This window comes from Streptomyces sp. NPDC002144 (assembly GCF_053593695.1).
In genome coordinates this window covers 221588-239580 of sequence record NZ_JBSFDB010000013.1, presented here as the reverse complement: position 1 = coordinate 239580, position 17993 = coordinate 221588, and the positions used below count along the sequence as shown (strand labels likewise).

General features: G+C 68.6%; 15 protein-coding genes. 12 read left to right on the top strand and 3 right to left on the bottom strand.

Annotated elements, in window-relative coordinates:
- From ACWCQ1_RS21775 to ACWCQ1_RS21760, 4 genes are all read left to right on the top strand, one after another.
- Positions 1-1851 (top strand): vitamin B12 dependent-methionine synthase activation domain-containing protein (locus ACWCQ1_RS21775; protein WP_451027143.1); only part of this gene is annotated, 1851 nt, incomplete at its 5' end.
- Between the two features lie 211 nt (positions 1852-2062).
- Positions 2063-2758 (top strand): HAD family hydrolase, encoded by a 696-nt coding sequence (locus ACWCQ1_RS21770; protein ID WP_133045035.1) that lies wholly within the window; start codon positions 2063-2065, stop codon positions 2756-2758.
- 376 nt (positions 2759-3134) lie between these two features.
- On the top strand, positions 3135-4739 hold the full coding sequence (locus tag ACWCQ1_RS21765) for an ABC transporter substrate-binding protein (RefSeq protein WP_133045034.1): 1605 nt from the start codon (positions 3135-3137) through the stop codon (positions 4737-4739).
- A 68-nt stretch (positions 4740-4807) separates the two neighbouring features.
- Positions 4808-6388, top strand: coding sequence for an ABC transporter substrate-binding protein (locus ACWCQ1_RS21760; protein ID WP_451027142.1), 1581 nt, complete (start codon positions 4808-4810; stop codon positions 6386-6388).
- A 100-nt stretch (positions 6389-6488) separates the two neighbouring features.
- Here the strand turns inward: ACWCQ1_RS21760 and ACWCQ1_RS21755 are convergent, their stop codons facing one another.
- Both ACWCQ1_RS21755 and ACWCQ1_RS21750 read right to left on the bottom strand, forming a co-directional pair.
- Positions 6489-7160, bottom strand: a complete 672-nt coding sequence (locus ACWCQ1_RS21755; protein WP_058926326.1) for a response regulator — start codon at positions 7158-7160, stop codon at positions 6489-6491.
- Between the two features lie 14 nt (positions 7161-7174).
- Positions 7175-8074 (bottom strand): RecB family exonuclease, encoded by a 900-nt coding sequence (locus ACWCQ1_RS21750; protein ID WP_451027145.1) that lies wholly within the window; start codon positions 8072-8074, stop codon positions 7175-7177.
- Between the two features lie 517 nt (positions 8075-8591).
- On the opposite strand from ACWCQ1_RS21750, the gene ACWCQ1_RS21745 reads away from it, so the two are divergent.
- The 3 genes from ACWCQ1_RS21745 (at position 8592) to ACWCQ1_RS21735 (ending at position 11998) form a co-directional block, all read left to right on the top strand.
- Complete coding sequence (locus ACWCQ1_RS21745) at positions 8592-10265, top strand: site-2 protease family protein (RefSeq protein WP_451027141.1); 1674 nt, start codon at positions 8592-8594, stop codon at positions 10263-10265.
- Between the two features lie 38 nt (positions 10266-10303).
- Positions 10304-11203 carry a tRNA (adenine-N1)-methyltransferase gene (locus ACWCQ1_RS21740; RefSeq protein WP_133045031.1) on the top strand — a complete coding sequence of 300 codons (900 nt, stop codon included), beginning with the start codon at positions 10304-10306 and terminating at the stop codon, positions 11201-11203.
- Between the two features lie 222 nt (positions 11204-11425).
- Positions 11426-11998 carry a hypothetical protein gene (locus ACWCQ1_RS21735; RefSeq protein ID WP_358604257.1) on the top strand — a complete coding sequence of 191 codons (573 nt, stop codon included), beginning with the start codon at positions 11426-11428 and terminating at the stop codon, positions 11996-11998.
- Between the two features lie 59 nt (positions 11999-12057).
- Here ACWCQ1_RS21735 and ACWCQ1_RS21730 read toward each other — a convergent pair whose 3' ends face one another.
- Positions 12058-12363 (bottom strand): ferredoxin, encoded by a 306-nt coding sequence (locus ACWCQ1_RS21730; protein ID WP_133045029.1) that lies wholly within the window; start codon positions 12361-12363, stop codon positions 12058-12060.
- 243 nt (positions 12364-12606) lie between these two features.
- Here ACWCQ1_RS21730 and arc point away from each other — a divergent pair, with 243 nt between their 5' ends.
- From arc to prcB, 5 genes are all read left to right on the top strand, one after another.
- The gene (gene arc, locus ACWCQ1_RS21725; RefSeq protein WP_133045027.1) at positions 12607-14373 is read left to right on the top strand and encodes a proteasome ATPase; all 1767 of its coding nucleotides are present in this window, start codon (positions 12607-12609) and stop codon (positions 14371-14373) included.
- Positions 14374-14618: 245 nt separating this feature from the next.
- Positions 14619-16130: a depupylase/deamidase Dop gene (gene dop / locus ACWCQ1_RS21720; protein ID WP_358604262.1), complete on the top strand. Its 1512-nt coding sequence runs from the start codon at positions 14619-14621 to the stop codon at positions 16128-16130.
- Between the two features lie 154 nt (positions 16131-16284).
- Complete coding sequence (locus ACWCQ1_RS21715; RefSeq protein WP_133045026.1) at positions 16285-16503, top strand: ubiquitin-like protein Pup; 219 nt, start codon at positions 16285-16287, stop codon at positions 16501-16503.
- A gap of 123 nt (positions 16504-16626) precedes the next feature.
- On the top strand, positions 16627-17139 hold the full coding sequence (locus tag ACWCQ1_RS21710; RefSeq protein WP_358604266.1) for an endonuclease VII domain-containing protein: 513 nt from the start codon (positions 16627-16629) through the stop codon (positions 17137-17139).
- Entirely contained in the window at positions 17091-17936 is an 846-nt protein-coding gene (gene prcB / locus ACWCQ1_RS21705; protein ID WP_451027140.1) for a proteasome subunit beta, read from the top strand. Before ACWCQ1_RS21710 ends, prcB begins: the two co-directional genes overlap by 49 nt.
- Positions 17937-17993 lie beyond the last annotated feature (57 nt).

Sequence of the window (17993 nt, the reverse complement as noted above, 5' to 3'; positions counted from 1 at the left end):
AACATCTCCTTCGGCCTCAACCCGGCCGCCCGCATCCTGCTCAACTCGGTCTTCCTCGACGAGTGCGTCAAGGCCGGGCTGGACTCGGCGATCGTCCACGCGTCGAAGATCCTGCCGATCGCCCGCTTCAGCGAGGAAGAGGTCCAGACGGCCCTCGACCTCATCTACGACCGCCGCAGTGAGGGCTACGACCCCCTCCAGAAGCTCATGCAGCTGTTCGAGGGCGCCACCGCGAAGTCCCTGAAGGCGGGCAAGGCCGAGGAGCTGGCCGCGCTCTCGCTGGAGGAGCGCCTCAAGCGCCGCATCATCGACGGGGAGAAGAACGGCCTGGAGGCCGACCTGGACGCGGCCCTTCAGGACCGCCCCGCCCTCGACATCGTCAACGACACCCTCCTGGACGGCATGAAGGTGGTGGGTGAGCTGTTCGGCTCGGGGCAGATGCAGCTGCCGTTCGTGCTGCAGTCCGCCGAGGTGATGAAGACCGCGGTGGCCTACCTCGAACCCCACATGGAGAAGGTGGAGGGCGAGGAGGCCGGCAAGGGCACGATCGTGCTGGCCACGGTGCGCGGGGACGTGCACGACATCGGCAAGAACCTGGTCGACATCATCCTGTCCAACAACGGCTACAACGTGGTCAATCTGGGGATCAAGCAGCCGGTATCGGCGATCCTGGAGGCGGCCGCGGAGCACAAGGCGGATGTGATCGGCATGTCCGGGCTGCTGGTGAAGTCCACGGTGATCATGAAGGAGAACCTGGAGGAGCTCAACCAGCGGGGCCTGGCCGCCGACTACCCGGTCATCCTGGGCGGTGCCGCGCTGACGCGGGCGTATGTGGAGCAGGACCTGCACGAGATCTACCAGGGCGAGGTGCGCTACGCCCGGGACGCGTTCGAGGGCCTGCGGCTGATGGACGCCCTGATCGGTGTCAAGCGGGGGGTGCCGGGGGCGCGGCTGCCGGAGCTGAAGCAGCGCCGGGTGCGGGCCACCCCGGCCGGCGAGGTCGACGAGCAGCCGGTGGAGGGCAACGTCCGCTCCGACGTCGCCACCGACAACCCCATCCCGGAGCCGCCGTTCTTCGGCACCCGCGTCGTCAAGGGCATCCAGCTCAAGGAGTACGCCAGCTGGCTCGACGAGGGCGCGCTGTTCAAGGGCCAGTGGGGCCTCAAGCAGGCCCGCACCGGCGAGGGGCCCTCGTACGAGGAACTCGTCGAGACCGACGGCCGGCCGCGGCTGCGCGGGCTGCTGGACCGGCTGCAGACCGAGAACCTTCTCGAGGCCGCCGTGGTCTACGGCTACTTCCCCTGCGTCTCCAAGGACGACGACCTGATCATCCTGGACGAGCACGGCAACGAGCGCACCCGCTTCACCTTCCCGCGCCAGCGCCGTGGCCGCCGCCTCTGTCTCGCGGACTTCTTCCGTCCGCAGGAGGCGGGGGAGACGGACGTCGTCGGGCTGCAGGTCGTCACCGTCGGGTCCAGGATCGGCGAGGAGACCGCGAAGCTCTTCGAGGCCAACTCCTACCGCGACTACCTGGAACTGCACGGTCTGTCCGTGCAGCTGGCCGAGGCGCTCGCCGAGTACTGGCACGCGCGGGTGCGTTCGGAGCTGGGCTTCTCCGGTGAGGACCCGAGCGACATCGAGGACATGTTCGCCCTGAAGTACCGTGGCGCCCGGTTCTCGCTCGGCTACGGAGCGTGCCCGAACCTGGAGGACCGCGCCAAGATCGCCGACCTGCTCGAACCGGAACGCATCGGCGTCCGCCTGTCCGAGGAGTTCCAGCTGCACCCCGAGCAGTCCACGGACGCCATCGTGATCCACCACCCCGAGGCGAAGTACTTCAACGCCCGCTGAGGGGCGACGCGGGGGAGGCACCCCGAAAGGGGCCGCCTGAGGGCGCATCGACGCACCTCAGGGCGGCCCCCGGCGGTAGTGACGGTGTGCCCTGGACCACGACGGTTAAACGAGGCGCTTCCGCCGCGAGAGACGTACACTGGTCGGTCCACTGCAGGCCGGTTCCCCGCGCGGGAACCGGCCTGATCGTCCCTCAAGGAGGTGCGCCCGGATGACCAGTACGGTCCCCGCGCTCGGAACCCGTACGGCCGAAGGCTCAGCCCTGCAGGCCGTGCTCCTCGACATGGACGGCACCCTGGTGGACACCGAGGGTTTCTGGTGGGACGTGGAGGTGGAGATCTTCGCGCGCCTCGGCCACGTCCTCGACGACTCCTGGCGCCATGTCGTGGTCGGCGGTCCCATGACCCGCAGCGCGGGGTTCCTGATCGAGGCCACCGGTGCGGACATCGAGCTCGCCGAGCTCACGGTCCTGCTCAACCAGGGCTTCGAGGACCGCATCGACCGCGCTCTGCCGCTGATGCCGGGCGCCGCGAGACTCCTCGCCGAACTCTCCGAGTACGAGATCCCGACCGCCCTGGTCTCCGCCTCCCACCGGCGCATCATCGACCGGGTGCTCACCTCGCTCGGGCCGCACCACTTCGCCCTGTCGGTGGCCGGCGACGAGGTCCCGCGGACCAAGCCGCACCCCGACCCGTATCTGACCGCGGCGGCCGGGCTCGGCGTGGATCCGGCCAGATGCGCGGTCGTCGAGGACACCGCGACCGGCGTCGCCGCGGCCGAGGCCGCGGGCTGCCATGTCGTGGTGGTGCCCTCCGTGGCACCGATCGCCCCCGCCGTCCGCAGAACCGTCGTGGGCTCCCTGGAAGAGGTCGACTTGGCATTTCTCCGGGGTCTGATCACCGGCTGATGACGGAAAGGGAATTCGCCTTCCGGCGGATGACCGAATTCCAGTACTGTTGCCGCCCGTTGGATATGTGAGGTTCCCCACTTGCACGGGGGTCGACAGTCACGGTCGGTTGTGCAGGTTGCCCCTGTTTTCCATGATCAGGGGTGCCTTTGTGTCCTGATTGATGGAAGGCTGCACTAATCCTTCCCCCGAAGGGTTTTCGGTCTGTCCACACCCGGTTTCACTGCGTGATGGCGTCTCAACTCCGGTGGCTGCGGGTCCCCGTGCAGGTGCGGACTAATCTCGTCGCGAGAACCTCGCCCCTACCCCCGTGTTCCGCCGCGACACCCCTGCATGCCGGATACACGGACCTGAACAGCTCTGGAGAATCACGAGCATGAACCGCAAGACAATGGTGCTGCCTGCCGTCGTCGGCCTGCTGGCGCCCGTGCTCGCCGCCTGCGGAGGGTCCGGCAGCGGCAGTGGGGGCGGTGACGCCATCGTCGTCGGCACCACGGACCGGTTCACCGTGACCAAGGCCGCGCCGGCGCCGCTGGATCCGGCGTACGCGTACGACGTCGGCACCTGGAACATCCTGCGCCAGACCGTGCAGACGCTGATGATCCAGCCCAAGGGCGAGGGTGACCCGGTGCCCGAGGCCGCCCAGAAGTGCGGCTTCACCGACAGCGGCAACGAGCGCTACGCGTGCACCCTGCGCGACGGCCTCAAGTTCGCCAACGGCGACAAGATCACCGCGGCCGACGTGAAGTACTCCATCGACCGCGCCCGCGCCATCAAGGCCGACTCCGGCGTCTCCGCCCTGCTGAACACCATCGACACCGTCGAGACGCAGGGCGACAACGAGGTCATCTTCCACCTCAGGACCGCCGACGCCACCTTCCCGTACAAGCTGTCGACCCCGGTCGCCGGCATCGTCAACCCGGACGACTACGAGAAGAACAAGCTGCGCGACGGCTTCGACGTCGACGGCTCCGGCCCGTACACCCTGTCGGCCGACGTCAAGGACAACGCGATCGTCAAGGCCACGTTCACCAAGAACCCCAACTACAAGGGGACCCTCAAGGTGAACAACTCCAAGGTCGACATGGTCTCCTACGACGACGCCTCCGCCATGGGCACCGCCCTGGACAAGGGTGACATCGACGTCATGACCCGCACGATGTCTCCCGACCTGATCCAGAAGCTGTCGGCCGGCACCAACAGCAGCGAGGACCTGGTCGAGATGTCCGGCCTGGAGATCCGCTACCTCGCCTTCAACACGAACGCGCCCTCCGTGAAGAGCAAGGCCGTCCGCCAGGCGATGGCCCAGCTGATCAACCGCGGCGAGCTCGTCTCCAAGGTCTACGGCACCCAGGCCGACCCCCTGTACTCGCTGGTCGCGGCCGGCGTCACCGGCCACTCCAACTCGTTCTTCAACAAGTACGGCGAGCCGAGCGTCCCCAAGGCCAAGTCCCTGCTGATCAAGGCCGGCATCAACACCCCGGTCAAGCTGACGCTGCACTACACGACCGACCACTACGGTTCGGCCACTGCCAAGGAATTCCAGATCCTGCAGAAGCAGCTCAACGACAGCGGTCTGTTCGACGTCAGCATCCAGGGCGCCAAGTGGGACGACTTCGTCCCGGCCGAACGCAAGGGCGAGTACGACGTCTGGGGCATGGGCTGGTTCCCGGACTTCCCGGACCCCGACAACTACCTGGCGCCGTTCCTCGACACGGACAACTTCCTGAAGCTGCCGTACAAGAACAGCAGGATCATCAACACCCTGATCCCGGACTCCCGCCGCGAGGCCGACCGCATCGCCGCCGGCGATGACCTCACGACGATCCAGGACATCGTCGCCGACGACGTGCCGATCCTTCCGCTGTGGCAGGGCAAGCAGTACGTCGCCGCCCGCGACGACGTCACGGGTACCGCCTACGCGCTCAACTCCTCCTCCACCCTTCAGCTCTGGGAGCTCGGCCGGGGCACCAGCAACTGACCTCCCTGTGCCCGGGGCTCGGGGACGGCGGCCCCGGGTTTCCGACAACCGACGACAAGGCACCCGCTGTGAAGATGCGCAACCAGTGGCCGGTCCTGCCCGTAGTGGCGGGGCTGGCCTCCGGCCTTTTGACCGGCTGCGGCACGGAGGACGGCGACTCCGGGGGAACCGGCTCCTCGGTGGTGATGGGGATGTCCGACGACGTCCTCGCCACCGACCCCGCCTCCGGCTACGACCCCGGCTCCTGGCTGCTGTTCAACAACGTCTTCCAGTCGCTGCTCAGCTTCCCCAACGGCGGCACGGAACCCGAGCCGGAGGCCGCCAAGTCCTGCTCGTTCACCGACGCGTCGACCAAGGTCTACCAGTGCACGCTCAGGGACGGCCTGAAGTTCAGCAACGGTGACGAACTCACCTCCCAGGACGTCAAGTTCTCCTTCGACCGCACGTTGAAGATCAACGACGCGGCCGGTCCCGCGATCATGTTCCCCATGCTGGACAAGGTCGAGGCACCGGACGCCAAGACGGTCGTCTTCCGGCTGAAGGTCCCCGACGCCACCTTCCCGAGCAAGATCGCATCCGGCGCGGGCTCCATCGTCGACCACCGGCAGTACGACGGCGACAAGCTGCGCAAGGACGACAAGGCGGTCGGCTCCGGCCCCTACAAGCTGGACTCCTTCAGCGACGACAAGGCCGTCTTCTCGGTCAACGAGAACTACAAGGGCACCGCGAAGGCCAAGAACTCCGGAGTGACCCTGAAGTTCTTCCACGGCGACCAGTCCGCCCTGAAGAAGGCCCTCCAGGACGACGGGGTCGACATCGCCTACCGGGGTCTGACCGCGAACGACATCGCCGACCTCCAGAACGCCGGCAACGGCTCCAAGGCCGAGGTCGTCGAGGGCAGCAGCGCCGAGGTCCAGCACCTGGTCTTCAACATGCACGACCCGGTCGCCGGAAAGCTCGGCGTCCGCAAGGCCATCGCCTACCTGCTCGACCGCGACGCCCTCATCAAGGACGTCTACCAGGGTACCGCCACCCCGCTGTACTCGATCATCCCGGCGGGCATCGCGGGCCACAACACGGCCTTCTTCGACACCTACGGCGCCAGCCCCTCACGCGCCAAGGCCGCCGCCGCGCTCGCGGCCGACAACATCAGCGGCAAGGTCGCACTGACCCTCTGGTCCACCCCGTCGCGCTACGGCCCGGCCACCGACCAGGAACTCAAGGAGATCGCCCGGCAGCTCAACGCCAGCGGGCTGTTCGCCGCCACCGTGAAATCCGTCGCCTTCGACCAGTACGAGAAGGACATCGCGGCCGGCAAGTACGGCGTGTACGTGAAGGGCTGGGTCCCCGACTACCCCGACGCCGACAACTTCACCGCGCCCTTCTTCGGCAAGGGCAACGTGCTGGGCAACAACTACAGCAACACCACCATCACCAGCACCCTCATCCCGCGCACCGCCGCCGAGAGCGACCGCGCCGCGACCGACGCCGACTACGGCAAGCTGCAGGACATCGTCGCCGACCAGCTCCCGGTCCTCCCGGTCTGGCAGGCCAAGCAGTACGCCGTCACCCGGGAGAACGTCTACGGCCTGGAGTACTGCCTCGACGCGTCCACGGTCTTCCGCTTCTGGGAACTCAGCAAGGGCTGACAGCCGGACACACGAAGGGGGCCCCTCGCGACGGCGAGCGGCCCCCTTCGTCGTACGGCCTTGTGCTGCGCGCTTCTGCCGCGCGCTTCTACCGAGGCTTCTACTGGGCGCCGGGGCGCACCAGCCCGCTCTCGTACGCGTACACCGCGGCCTGCACCCGGTCGCGCAGCCCCAGCTTCGTCAGGACGTGGCCCACGTGCGTCTTCACGGTCGTCTCGCTGACGAACAGGTCCGCCGCGATCTCCGCGTTGGACAGCCCGCGCGCCACCAGCTTCAGCACCTCCACCTCGCGCTCGGTGAGCGTGTGCAGTGTGTCCGGCACGGGCTCGTCGCCGGAGGGCAGGTGCGTCGCGTACTTGTCGAGCAGCCGCCGGGTGATGCTCGGCGCCAGCATGGCCTCGCCCGCGGCCACCACCCGGATCGCCTGGACGAGCTCATTGGCCGGCGCGTCCTTCAGCAGGAAGCCGCTGGCTCCCGCGCGCAGGGCCTCCACCACGTACTCGTCGAGATCGAAGGTGGTCAGCACCAGTACCTTCGCCGGGCCGTCCCGCCCGGGGCCGGTGATCTGCCGGGTCGCCTCCACTCCGTCCATCCGGGGCATCCGGATGTCCATCAGGACCACGTCGGGCTGCAGTGCCCGCACCTGGTCGAGGGCCTGGAGGCCGTCTCCGGCCTCGCCGACGACCGCGAGGTCCTGCTCCGCCTCCAGGATCATCCGGAAGCCGGTACGCAGCAGCGGCTGGTCGTCGACCAGTAGGACGCGGATGGCCACGTAACTCTCCTTCGCTAGTCCGGCCCCATTCTGCCCTGCGCGACGTCGACGGACCTGACCGCCCTCACCGGCAGCGGATACGGCGGGGGAGTGCCGCCGAACTCCGGGCAGTGGGTCTGGTGGTCGCACCAGCCGCACAGCTTGGTGGGACGCGGCCGCCAGTCGCCGGACTCCGTCGCCTGCCGGATCGCCTCCCACAGCGCGAGCAGCTTGCGCTCGACGCGCTCCAGGTCGGCGAGGACGGGGTCGTACGTCAGGACGTCGCCGCTGCCCAGGTACACCAGCTGCAGCCGACGCGGGACGACCCGCTTCAGGCGCCACACCACCAGGGCGTAGAACTTCATCTGGAACAGGGCGCCTTCGGCGTACTCGGGGCGGGGTGCCTTGCCCGTCTTGTAGTCGACGATCCGCACCTCGCCGGTGGGGGCCACGTCCACGCGGTCGATGATCCCGCGCAGCCGCAGCCCCGAGTCCAGCTCCGCCTCGACGAACAACTCCCGCTCGGCGGGCTCCAGCCGGGTCGGGTCCTCCAGCGTGAACCAGCGCTCCACCAGCTGCTCGGCCTCGCCCAGCCAGCGCGCGAGGCGCTCCCCGCCGGGATCGTCCTCGAACAGCTCCACCACCTCGGGCCGGTTCTCCCTCAGCCGGTCCCACTGGCCGGGGACCAGCGCCTTGGCCCGCGGCGCGGTCCGCTCCCCGGCGGGCGCGTCGAACAGCCGCTCCAGCACCGCATGCACGAGCGTTCCGCGCGTCGCCGCCTCACTCGGCTTCTCGGGCAGCCGGTCGATCACCCGGAACCGGTAGAGCAGGGGGCACTGCATGAAGTCACTGGCACGCGAGGGGGAGAGGCTGGCGGGGGGTACGGCGACGGGTGGGAGGGCAGCGGCTGCGCCGAGGTCGCCGGGTGTGCTCACGGTGCCCTCGACCGAGGCGTCAGCCCCGTCAGCGCCTGTGTCCTGGGCGTCTGCGATCGCGGGGATGTCTGTCACCGCTGCCTCGTCCCGGTCTGTCCCAGCCGTTTGCGGCTCCCTTTCCGCTACCGCGTCCCTCGTCGCTTCAGGCTCACTTACTGCTGCCGTCGCCGTGTCGTCCCCCGAAGAAGCGGTCGGCTCCAGCAGCGTCTCCGCCCCCGTCGCCGTGCCCGTCTCGGCCTCCGGCACCGCGACAGCCACCGGCTCCCCGGCCGCCGCCTGCGGATCCGGTTGTGCGGCGGCTTCGCCCCTGGCCTCCGCCGCGCCCTCCGTACTCGTCTCCATGACCCCAGACCATACGGCCCGCCACTGACAGTGACCCAGCCGCCGCGGGGACGGCGGCGACCGGCGGGGAAACACGGGGGGTGCCGGGGCGGAACGTGCCGCGACGGCCGCATACCATCGACCCGAGACCCTTCCGCCGTGCAGGCGCGGAAGACGCTTCTAACGAGGGGACATCGTGGACCAGAGCGGCGGGAGCGGGCCGCGGCCCGGCACCGACGAGCCGGCCGAGCACCACGCAGGGCCTGCGGCCCCGGCCACCCCCTCATCCACCCCGACCGACCGGCCCGCCACGACGAGGAAACCGGCCGAGGGGGACCCGCGGATGGGCAACAGCACGGAGACATCGCCGACCGAGGAACAGGACGGGACCCACGCGGAGAGCCGCGCCACCGACGGCAGCGACGGCGGTGTGGATCCGCGTGCGCTCACCGAGGAAGAGGGCAGCGGGTCCTCGGAGAGCGGGCCCGAGGCCGGTGACAGCGCGAAGTCCCCGGCGGGGGACGGCGACGGCGCCTCCCCGCACGGCGCTGGCGCCCCTGACGGGCCGAAGCCCCCCGCTGAAGCCCCCCACGCCACCGGCGACCAGGACCACGTACCCGGTCACCGCACCGACCGCCCCGACCACGGCCCGGACACCCACCCCGACCGTGCCGTCGCCCACGGCGGCGTCAAGAACCCTCCGCCGCAGCGGCCCGAGTCCCCCCGGGGCGGGCTCCTCATGGGCCGTCCGTTCGGTGTGCCCGTCTACGTCGCCCCCAGCTGGTTCCTCGTGGCCGCGCTGATCACCTGGGTGTTCGGTGGACAACTCGACCGGGTTCTGCCCGAACTCGGCGCCGCCCGCTACCTCGTCTCCCTCTTCTTCGCCGTCGCCTTCTACGCCTCCGTCCTCGTCCACGAACTCGCCCACACCGTCGCCGCCCTCCGCTTCAAGCTCCCCGTCCGCCGCATCCAGCTCCAGTTCTTCGGCGGCGTCTCCGAGATCGAGAAGGAGGCCGAGACCCCCGGCCGGGAGTTCGTGCTGGCCTTCGTGGGGCCCCTGCTCTCCCTCGTCCTCGCCGGGATCTTCTACGTCGCCCTGCAGCCCGTCGAGCCCGGCACCGTCCCCGGCGTCCTGCTGGCCGGCCTGATGATCTCCAACCTCATCGTGGCCGTCTTCAACCTCCTGCCCGGCCTCCCCCTGGACGGCGGCCGTATGCTCCGCGCCGTCGTCTGGAAGATCACCGGCAAACCCATGAGCGGCACCATCGCGGCCGCCTGGGTCGGCCGCGCGCTCGCCGTCTCCGTACTGATCGGCCTCCCGCTGCTCACCCAGTCCGGCGCGCTCGGCTCCACCGCCGAGGACAGCGTCGGCATGGACACCGTCACCGACGCCCTGCTCGCCGCGATCCTCGCCGCGATCATCTGGACCGGCGCCGGCAACAGCCTCCGTATGGCCCGCCTGCGGGAGCACCTCCCGGAGCTGCGCGCCCGCAACCTCACCCGGCGCGCCGTCCCCGTGGAGACCGACACCCCCCTCTCCGAGGCCCTGCGCCGCGCCAACGCCGCCGGCGCCCGCGCCCTGGTCGTCGTCGACTCCGACGGCGCCCCCCTCTCCCTGGTCCGCGAGGCCGCCATCGTCGGCGTACCGGAACACCGCCGCCCCTGGGTCGCGGTCAGCGGCCTCGCCCAGGAGCTCACCGACGGCATGCGCGTCTCGGCGGAACTGGCGGGCGAGGACCTGCTGGACGCCCTGCGCGCGACCCCCGCCACCGAATACCTGGTCGTGGAGGAGACCGGCGAGATCTACGGCGTGCTGTCGGCGGCGGACGTGGAGCGCGCCTTCGTGAAGGCGATGGCCCGACCGTCCTAGTGGTCGGCTGCCTCCCCAAACCCCGGTAGGCTGTTCACATGTCCGAACCGACCGGTGCCGCCCGCAGGCGCGGGCCCTTCAAGGTCGGGGACCAGGTTCAGCTGACCGACCCCAAGGGCCGCCACTACACGTTCACGCTCGAGGACGGGAAGAACTTCCACACCCACAAGGGTTCCTTCCCGCACGACGAACTGATCGGCGCTCCCGAGGGCAGCGTTGTCCGCACCACCGGTAACGTCGCCTACCTCGCGCTGCGCCCCCTGCTCCCCGACTACGTCCTGTCCATGCCCCGCGGGGCCGCCGTCGTCTACCCCAAGGACGCCGGGCAGATCCTCGCCTTCGCGGACATCTTCCCCGGCGCCCGCGTCGTGGAGGCCGGCGTCGGCTCCGGCTCGCTCAGCAGCTTCCTGCTGCGCGCCATCGGCGACCAGGGCATGCTGCACAGCTACGAGCGCCGCGAGGACTTCGCCGAGATCGCCCAGCAGAACGTCGAGCGCTACTTCGGCGGCCCGCACCCCGCCTGGCAGCTCACCGTCGGCGACCTCCAGGACAACCTGTCCGACAGCGACGTCGACCGCGTGATCCTCGACATGCTCGCCCCCTGGGAGTGCCTGGAGGCCGTCTCCAAGGCACTGGTCCCCGGCGGCATCCTGTGCTGCTACGTCGCCACCACCACCCAGCTCGCCCGGACCGTCGAGTCCATCCGCGAGATCGGCTCCTTCAACGAGCCGACCGCCTGGGAGACGATGATCCGCAACTGGCACATCGAGGGCCTGGCCGTCCGCCCCGACCACCGGATGATCGGCCACACCGGCTTCCTGCTCACCGCCCGCCGCCTCGCCGACGGTGTCGAGCCCCCCATGCGCCGTCGCCGGCCCGCCAAGGGCGCCTACGGCGAGGACTACGCCGGACCCAACGCCGAAGGCGGCGGCCGCTGACGCGACCGCGTACCGCAGTCAACGTGTCGGCGCTGCGGCGGAGTTCCCCGGAAACCGTACGGAACTACGCCGCAGCGCCTTTTGATTGACACCCCGCCACAAACCGTACGATCCGGGCACCCCCGTGTTCGTCACCCCGGACCCCGGCGTTCCACCGCACTGTGACGTGTGGCACGATGCAGGCCACTCCCACCGGCACAGCCCTCCCAGGAGACGCTCGTAGTGCAGCAATCCGCCGTTCCGGAACTCGCGCACACCCAGACCCGCCCGATCCACTGGGTCGCCACCGCCGCGGCCGTCGCCGGAGTGATGGCGCTCTCCTCGCTCCTGCAGTCCAACCCGGCCACGGCGGCCCAGCCGGCCGGCCCGCGCACCAGGGCCGCGCACACGGCCACCGCGCCCGGTACGGCGGGACTGGACTTCCCGATCACCTGCGGTCCGGTCAAGGAGGTCGTACGGAAGAAGGCCAGCGGGGACCTGGACGGCGACGGCAACCCCGAGACCGTCGCGGTCGTGCACTGCGACGCCCCCATGGGCACCCCGCCCGACGGCGTCTACGTCATCACACGCGCCTCCGACGGCAAGCCCCGCGTGGTCGCCACCCTCCTCGCCCCCAAGACCGGCGACACGGTGAGTGACTTCGCCGTACGCGACGGAGCCGTCACCGCGACCGTCTTCGGCTACTCCTCCGACGACGTGCCCCGCTGCTGCCCCGACATCACCGACCACGTGAAGTGGCAGTGGAAGAACGGCTCGTTCGTGCGCTCGACACCTGCCGGTACCCACAGCGTCTGAGGGCCCGCTACCCGCGCATGTGAGAAATCAGACAGTCGTAACGGCTCGTACCCGTTACATCACTCAGCGTCCGGACCGTAGACCTCGACCCGGTCCGAAACCCGGCGGACATGAATGCACTCACCCGGACATTCCTTCGCCGAATCCACGACATCCGTGAGAAGCGGCAACGGCACGGGCGTTGTGGCTCCGGGCGCCTGCAACAGCTCGTCACCAGCGCCCTTCACATAGGCCAGACCGTCGATGTCCAGCTCGAACACCTCGGGCGCGTACTGCGCACAGATGCCGTCACCGGTACACAGGTCCTGGTCGATCCAGACCTCCAGTTCCCCGCCGTCGGCCACGGCCTCCTGCTGCACGCTCATCTCTCCTGCCGTTTACAAGTCGAGCGGACGGGAATCCGGCCAGCTCTGACGGGTGTTGAACACTGTGACCCTACCTCCGGCAGCTTTCCAATCATGTTCGGTGGGTATTCCCCTGGCGTGAGGGAGAGCGCAAGGGTGAAGATCGGACACACCCCTACCGTCTTTGTGATCTAGGGGTTTCAATCGACACCCACCCAGGTAGGGTCTGGAAGCGTCCAGCTCCCCTTGGAGGAGGTGAGGACCGTGGCAGCCCACGACGACGACATGAACCGCGGCATCCGCCCGGGACGCGGGTCCGACGACCCGGCCGGGCAGATTGCCTACCTTGAGCAGGAGATCGCCGTCCTGCGACGCAAGCTCGCCGACTCTCCGCGACACACGAGGATTCTCGAAGAGCGGATCGTCGAGCTGCAGACCAACCTGGCCGGCGTGTCCGCCCAGAACGAGCGACTCGCCAACACGCTCCGTGAGGCCCGCGACCAGATCGTGGCCCTCAAGGAGGAGGTCGACCGGCTCGCACAGCCGCCGGCCGGCTTCGGAGTCTTCCTCGCAGCGAACGAGGACGGCACCGCCGACATCTTCACCGGCGGCCGCAAGCTCCGGGTGAACGTCAGCCCCAGCGTCGACCTCGAAGAGCTCCGACGCGGCCAGGAAGTGATGCTCAACGAAGCGCTCAACGTGGTCGAAGCCATGGAGTTCGAGCGCGTCGGGGACATCGTCACCCTCAAGGAGATCCTCGAGGACGGCGAGCGAGCCCTGGTGCTCGGGCACACCGACGAGGAACGGGTGGTACGGCTCGCCGAGCCGCTGCTGGACGTCACCATCCGCCCCGGCGACGCCCTGCTGCTCGAACCCCGATCCGGCTATGTCTACGAGATCGTTCCGAAGAGCGAGGTCGAGGAACTCGTCCTCGAAGAAGTACCCGACATCGGCTACGAGCAGATCGGCGGCCTCGGCGGCCAGATCGAGGCCATCCGCGACGCGGTCGAGCTGCCGTACCTCTACCCGGACCTGTTCAAGGAGCACGAACTGCGGCCGCCCAAGGGCGTGCTGCTGTACGGACCGCCCGGATGCGGCAAGACGCTCATCGCCAAGGCCGTCGCCAACTCGCTGGCCAAGAAGGTCGCCGAGGTCACCGGCCAGGCCCAGGGAAAGAGCTTCTTCCTCAACATCAAGGGCCCCGAGCTGCTGAACAAGTACGTCGGCGAGACCGAGCGGCAGATCCGCCTCGTCTTCCAGCGCGCCCGGGAGAAGGCCAGCGAGGGCACCCCCGTCATCGTCTTCTTCGACGAGATGGAATCCCTCTTCCGCACCCGCGGCTCCGGCGTCAGCTCGGACGTGGAGAACACCATCGTCCCCCAGCTGCTCGCCGAGATCGACGGTGTCGAAGGCCTGCAGAACGTGGTCGTCATCGGCGCCTCAAACCGCGAGGACATGATCGACCCCGCCATCCTGCGCCCCGGCCGCCTCGACGTGAAGATCAAGATCGAACGCCCCGACGCCGAGGCCGCCAAGGACATCTTCGGCAAGTACCTCACAGAACGCCTCCCGCTGCACGCCGACGACCTCGGCGAACACGGCGGCAGCAAGACGACCACCGTCGAAAGCATGATCCAGACGGCCGTCGAGCACATGTACGCGGAATCCGAGGAAAACCGCTTCCTGGAGGTCACCTACGCCAACGGTGACAAGGAAGTCCTCTACTTCAAGGACTTCAACTCCGGCGCCATGATCGAGAACATCGTCGGCCGCGCCAAGAAGATGGCGATCAAGGACTTCCTCGACCACAACCAGAAGGGCCTCCGCGTCTCCCACCTCCTCCAGGCATGCGTGGACGAGTTCAAGGAGAACGAGGACCTGCCCAACACCACCAACCCGGACGACTGGGCCAGGATCTCCGGAAAGAAGGGCGAGCGGATCGTCTACATCCGTACCCTCATCACCGGAAAGCAGGGCGCGGACACCGGACGCTCCATCGACACGGTGGCGAACACCGGTCAGTACCTGTAAACACAGGGCGGCTGCGGGTGCCCTCGACGGGGTACCCGCAGCCGACTGTTTTTCAGGCAACTAACCGGAACAAAGGCGAGCAAGGCAATGACGCAAATGATCTCCCCACCAGCGCAAAGCCGTTCTAGGCTCTTCGGTACCGCCGAGTCGCGCAGTGCGGGGACGGGCACCGCACACGCACCGGAGCGCCAGCGGTACTTGAGCGGCGTCCCCGACCGAGGGCGCCGCCGGGCAAGGAGGGCCGCATGACCGTACGGCGAGTAATGGGCATCGAGACGGAGTACGGCATCTCCGTCCCCGGCCACCCGAACGCCAATGCCATGCTCACCTCGTCCCAGATCGTCAACGCCTACGCGGCGGCGATGCACCGGGCCCGCCGGGCCCGCTGGGACTTCGAGGAGGAGAACCCGCTGCGCGACGCACGGGGCTTCGACCTCGCACGCGAGGCCGCCGACGCCAGCCAGCTCACCGACGAGGACATCGGCCTCGCCAACGTGATCCTCACCAACGGCGCACGACTCTACGTCGACCACGCACACCCCGAGTACAGCGCGCCCGAGGTCACCAACCCCCGCGACGCCGTCCTCTGGGACAAGGCCGGCGAACGGATCATGGCCGAGGCCGCCGAACGCGCGGCCCAGCTCCCCGGCGCCCAGCCGATCCACCTCTACAAGAACAACACCGACAACAAGGGCGCCTCCTACGGCACGCACGAGAACTACCTGATGAAGCGGGAAACCCCCTTCTCGGACATCGTGCGCCACCTCACGCCCTTCTTCGTCTCCCGCCAGGTCGTCACCGGCGCCGGCCGCGTCGGCATCGGCCAGGACGGCCACGAACACGGCTTCCAGCTCAGCCAGCGCGCCGACTACTTCGAGGTCGAGGTCGGCCTGGAGACCACGCTCAAGCGCCCCATCATCAACACCCGCGACGAGCCCCACGCGGACGCGGAGAAGTACCGCCGCCTGCACGTGATCATCGGCGACGCCAACCTCTCCGAGATCTCCACCTACCTCAAGCTGGGCACGACCGCCCTGGTCCTGTCCATGATCGAAGACGGCTTCATCGCCGTCGACCTGGCCGTGGACCAGCCCGTCCGCACCCTCCACCAGGTCTCCCACGACCCCACGCTCAAGCGCCTGGTCACTCTCCGCAGCGGCCGCACACTCACCGCGGTCCAGCTCCAGATGGAGTACTACGAGCTGTCCCGCAAGTACGTCGAGGAGCGCTTCGGAGCCGACGCGGACGAACAGACCAAGGACGTCCTGGCCCGCTGGGAGGACACCCTCAACCGCCTGGAGAACGACCCGATGAGCCTGGCCGGCGAACTGGACTGGGTCGCCAAGCGGGAGCTCATGGAGGGCTACCGGCGCCGTGACAGCCTCGACTGGGACGCCGCCAAGCTCCACCTCCTCGACCTGCAGTACGCCGACGTACGGGCCGAGAAGGGCCTGTACAACCGGCTGGCGGCCCGCGGACGCATCAAGCGGCTGCTGACCGAGGACGAGGTCGAACAGGCCCGCACGAAGCCGCCGGAGGACACCCGCGCCTACTTCCGCGGACGCTGCCTCGAGCAGTACGCGGACGACGTCGCAGCCGCCTCCTGGGACTCCGTGATCTTCGACCTCCCGGGACGGGACTCGCTCCAGCGCGTCCCAACCCTCGAACCGCTTCGCGGAACGCGAAATCACGTCAAGGAGCTCCTGGACCGCTGCCGCACGGCGGAAGACCTGGTCAGGGTGCTGTCGGGCGGCTGAGCGGGTACCCGGGCCGTCTCCGCCCGGCAGGGTGGAAAAGTCGGCGTAAGGGAATCATCGAGGTGGTCCCCGTACGTTGAGGGAATGCGGGGCCGATGTCGGACCCTGCTTGTAGGGTCTGATCAAGAACGTCGAACCGAGCGGGGTGAGGGTTATGGCGACCAAGGACACCGGCGGCGGCCAGCAGAAGGCGACGCGCTCCACGGAGGAGGTCGAGGAGCAGGCGACAGAGGCGCAGGGCTCCGAGGACCTGAAGGAACGCCACGAGAAGCTGAGCGACGACGTGGACTCCGTCCTGGACGAGATCGACGATGTCTTGGAGGAGAACGCCGAGGATTTCGTCCGAAGCTTCGTTCAAAAGGGTGGCCAGTAGGCGCTTTTCTCCTTCGAATCGAAGGTGGGGCGACGGGGGAGGCACGTGCTGGATGGGCGGGTGAAGCGGTGTTCGCGGTGCCGGGAGGCAAAGCCGCGGGCGCACTTCGCGAGTAACAAGTCCATGCGCGACGGACTCCAGGCGTACTGCCGGGAGTGCTCGGCGGAGTACTACCGGCAGCGCCAGGAGGCGCTGGGGCGGACAGTGCGCGAGAGGGTGCCTGTCCCGTCTGGCCACAAGCACTGCCGTGGGTGTGGCGAGGTGAAGCCCCACAGTGAGTGGCACCGAAAGAACAGCGCGCCGGATGGGCTGGCGAGCCGATGCAAGGCATGTAAGGCAGCCAGCGATCCGGCTGGTCATCTCCGCAGGAAGTACGGCATCACCAGGGCCGAGCGGGACGAGATGATCGCGGCTCAAAGGGGTGTCTGCTGCATTTGTTTGGCGGCGCCCGCCACCCAGGTTGATCACTGCCACGAGACGGGTAGGGTCCGTGGCGTACTTTGCTTCAACTGCAATTCCGGCCTCGGCCTGTTGAGGGACGACCCCGAAGCGATGAACCGAGCTGCCGATTACCTGGAAGGAAACGCGTGGAAGCCAACACTCGTAGCACCGGGCGTCTACCAGCTGCCTTCCTGACGCCTGGGTCCTCGTCCTTCATGGACTTCCTGTCCGAGCACCAGCCGGAGATGCTGCCGGGCAACCGGCAACTGCCCCCGACACAGGGTGTGATCGAGGCGCCGCACGGGACGACCATCGTCGCCGCCACGTTCCCGGGCGGGGTCGTGCTCGCCGGTGACCGCCGGGCCACCATGGGCAATGTGATCGCCCAGCGCGACATCGAGAAGGTTTTCCCCGCCGACGAGTACTCGGCCGTCGGCATCGCCGGCACCGCCGGTCTCGCCGTGGAGATGGTCAAGCTGTTCCAGCTGGAGCTGGAGCACTTCGAGAAGGTCGAGGGCGCGCAGCTGTCGCTGGAGGGCAAGGCGAACCGTCTGTCGACCATGATCCGTTCCAACCTCGGCATGGCCATGCAGGGCCTGGCCGTGGTCCCGCTCTTCGCCGGTTATGACGTGGACCGCGAGAAGGGCCGCATCTTTTCCTACGACGTGACGGGCGGCCGCAGCGAGGAGCACGGCTACGCGGCCACGGGCTCCGGTTCGGTCTTCGCGCGCGGTGCCATGAAGAAGCTGTTCCGTGACGACCTGTCCGAGCAGCAGGCGACCACGCTGGTGGTGCAGGCTCTCTACGACGCGGCAGACGACGACTCGGCGACCGGTGGTCCCGATGTCGCCCGCCGGATCTACCCGATCGTCACCGTGATCACCGAGGACGGTTTCCGTCGGCTCACCGAGGACGAGTCCTCCGAGATCGCCCGCTCGATCCTGGAGCGGCGCCTCGAGCGGCCCGACGGCCCGCGGGCCGCGCTGCTGTAGCGGGCGACCGGTTTCTTGTGAAGGTGATCCAGTTGACCTCGACAGAAAGGGACGGAT

Bases quoted from the DNA above. Each gene is read 5' to 3' on its own strand.
- ACWCQ1_RS21770 (WP_133045035.1), top strand. From the start codon at position 2,063: ATGACCAGTACGGTCCCCGCGCTCGGAACCCGTACGGCCGAAGGCTCA.
- ACWCQ1_RS21730 (WP_133045029.1), bottom strand. From the start codon at position 12,363: ATGAGCGTGCAGCAGGAGGCCGTGGCCGACGGCGGGGAACTGGAGGTC.
- ACWCQ1_RS21710 (WP_358604266.1), top strand. From the start codon at position 16,627: ATGCGCGACGGACTCCAGGCGTACTGCCGGGAGTGCTCGGCGGAGTAC.
- ACWCQ1_RS21765 (WP_133045034.1), top strand. From the start codon at position 3,135: ATGAACCGCAAGACAATGGTGCTGCCTGCCGTCGTCGGCCTGCTGGCG.
- ACWCQ1_RS21715 (WP_133045026.1), top strand. From the start codon at position 16,285: ATGGCGACCAAGGACACCGGCGGCGGCCAGCAGAAGGCGACGCGCTCC.
- ACWCQ1_RS21740 (WP_133045031.1), top strand. From the start codon at position 10,304: ATGTCCGAACCGACCGGTGCCGCCCGCAGGCGCGGGCCCTTCAAGGTC.
- dop (WP_358604262.1), top strand. From the start codon at position 14,619: ATGACCGTACGGCGAGTAATGGGCATCGAGACGGAGTACGGCATCTCC.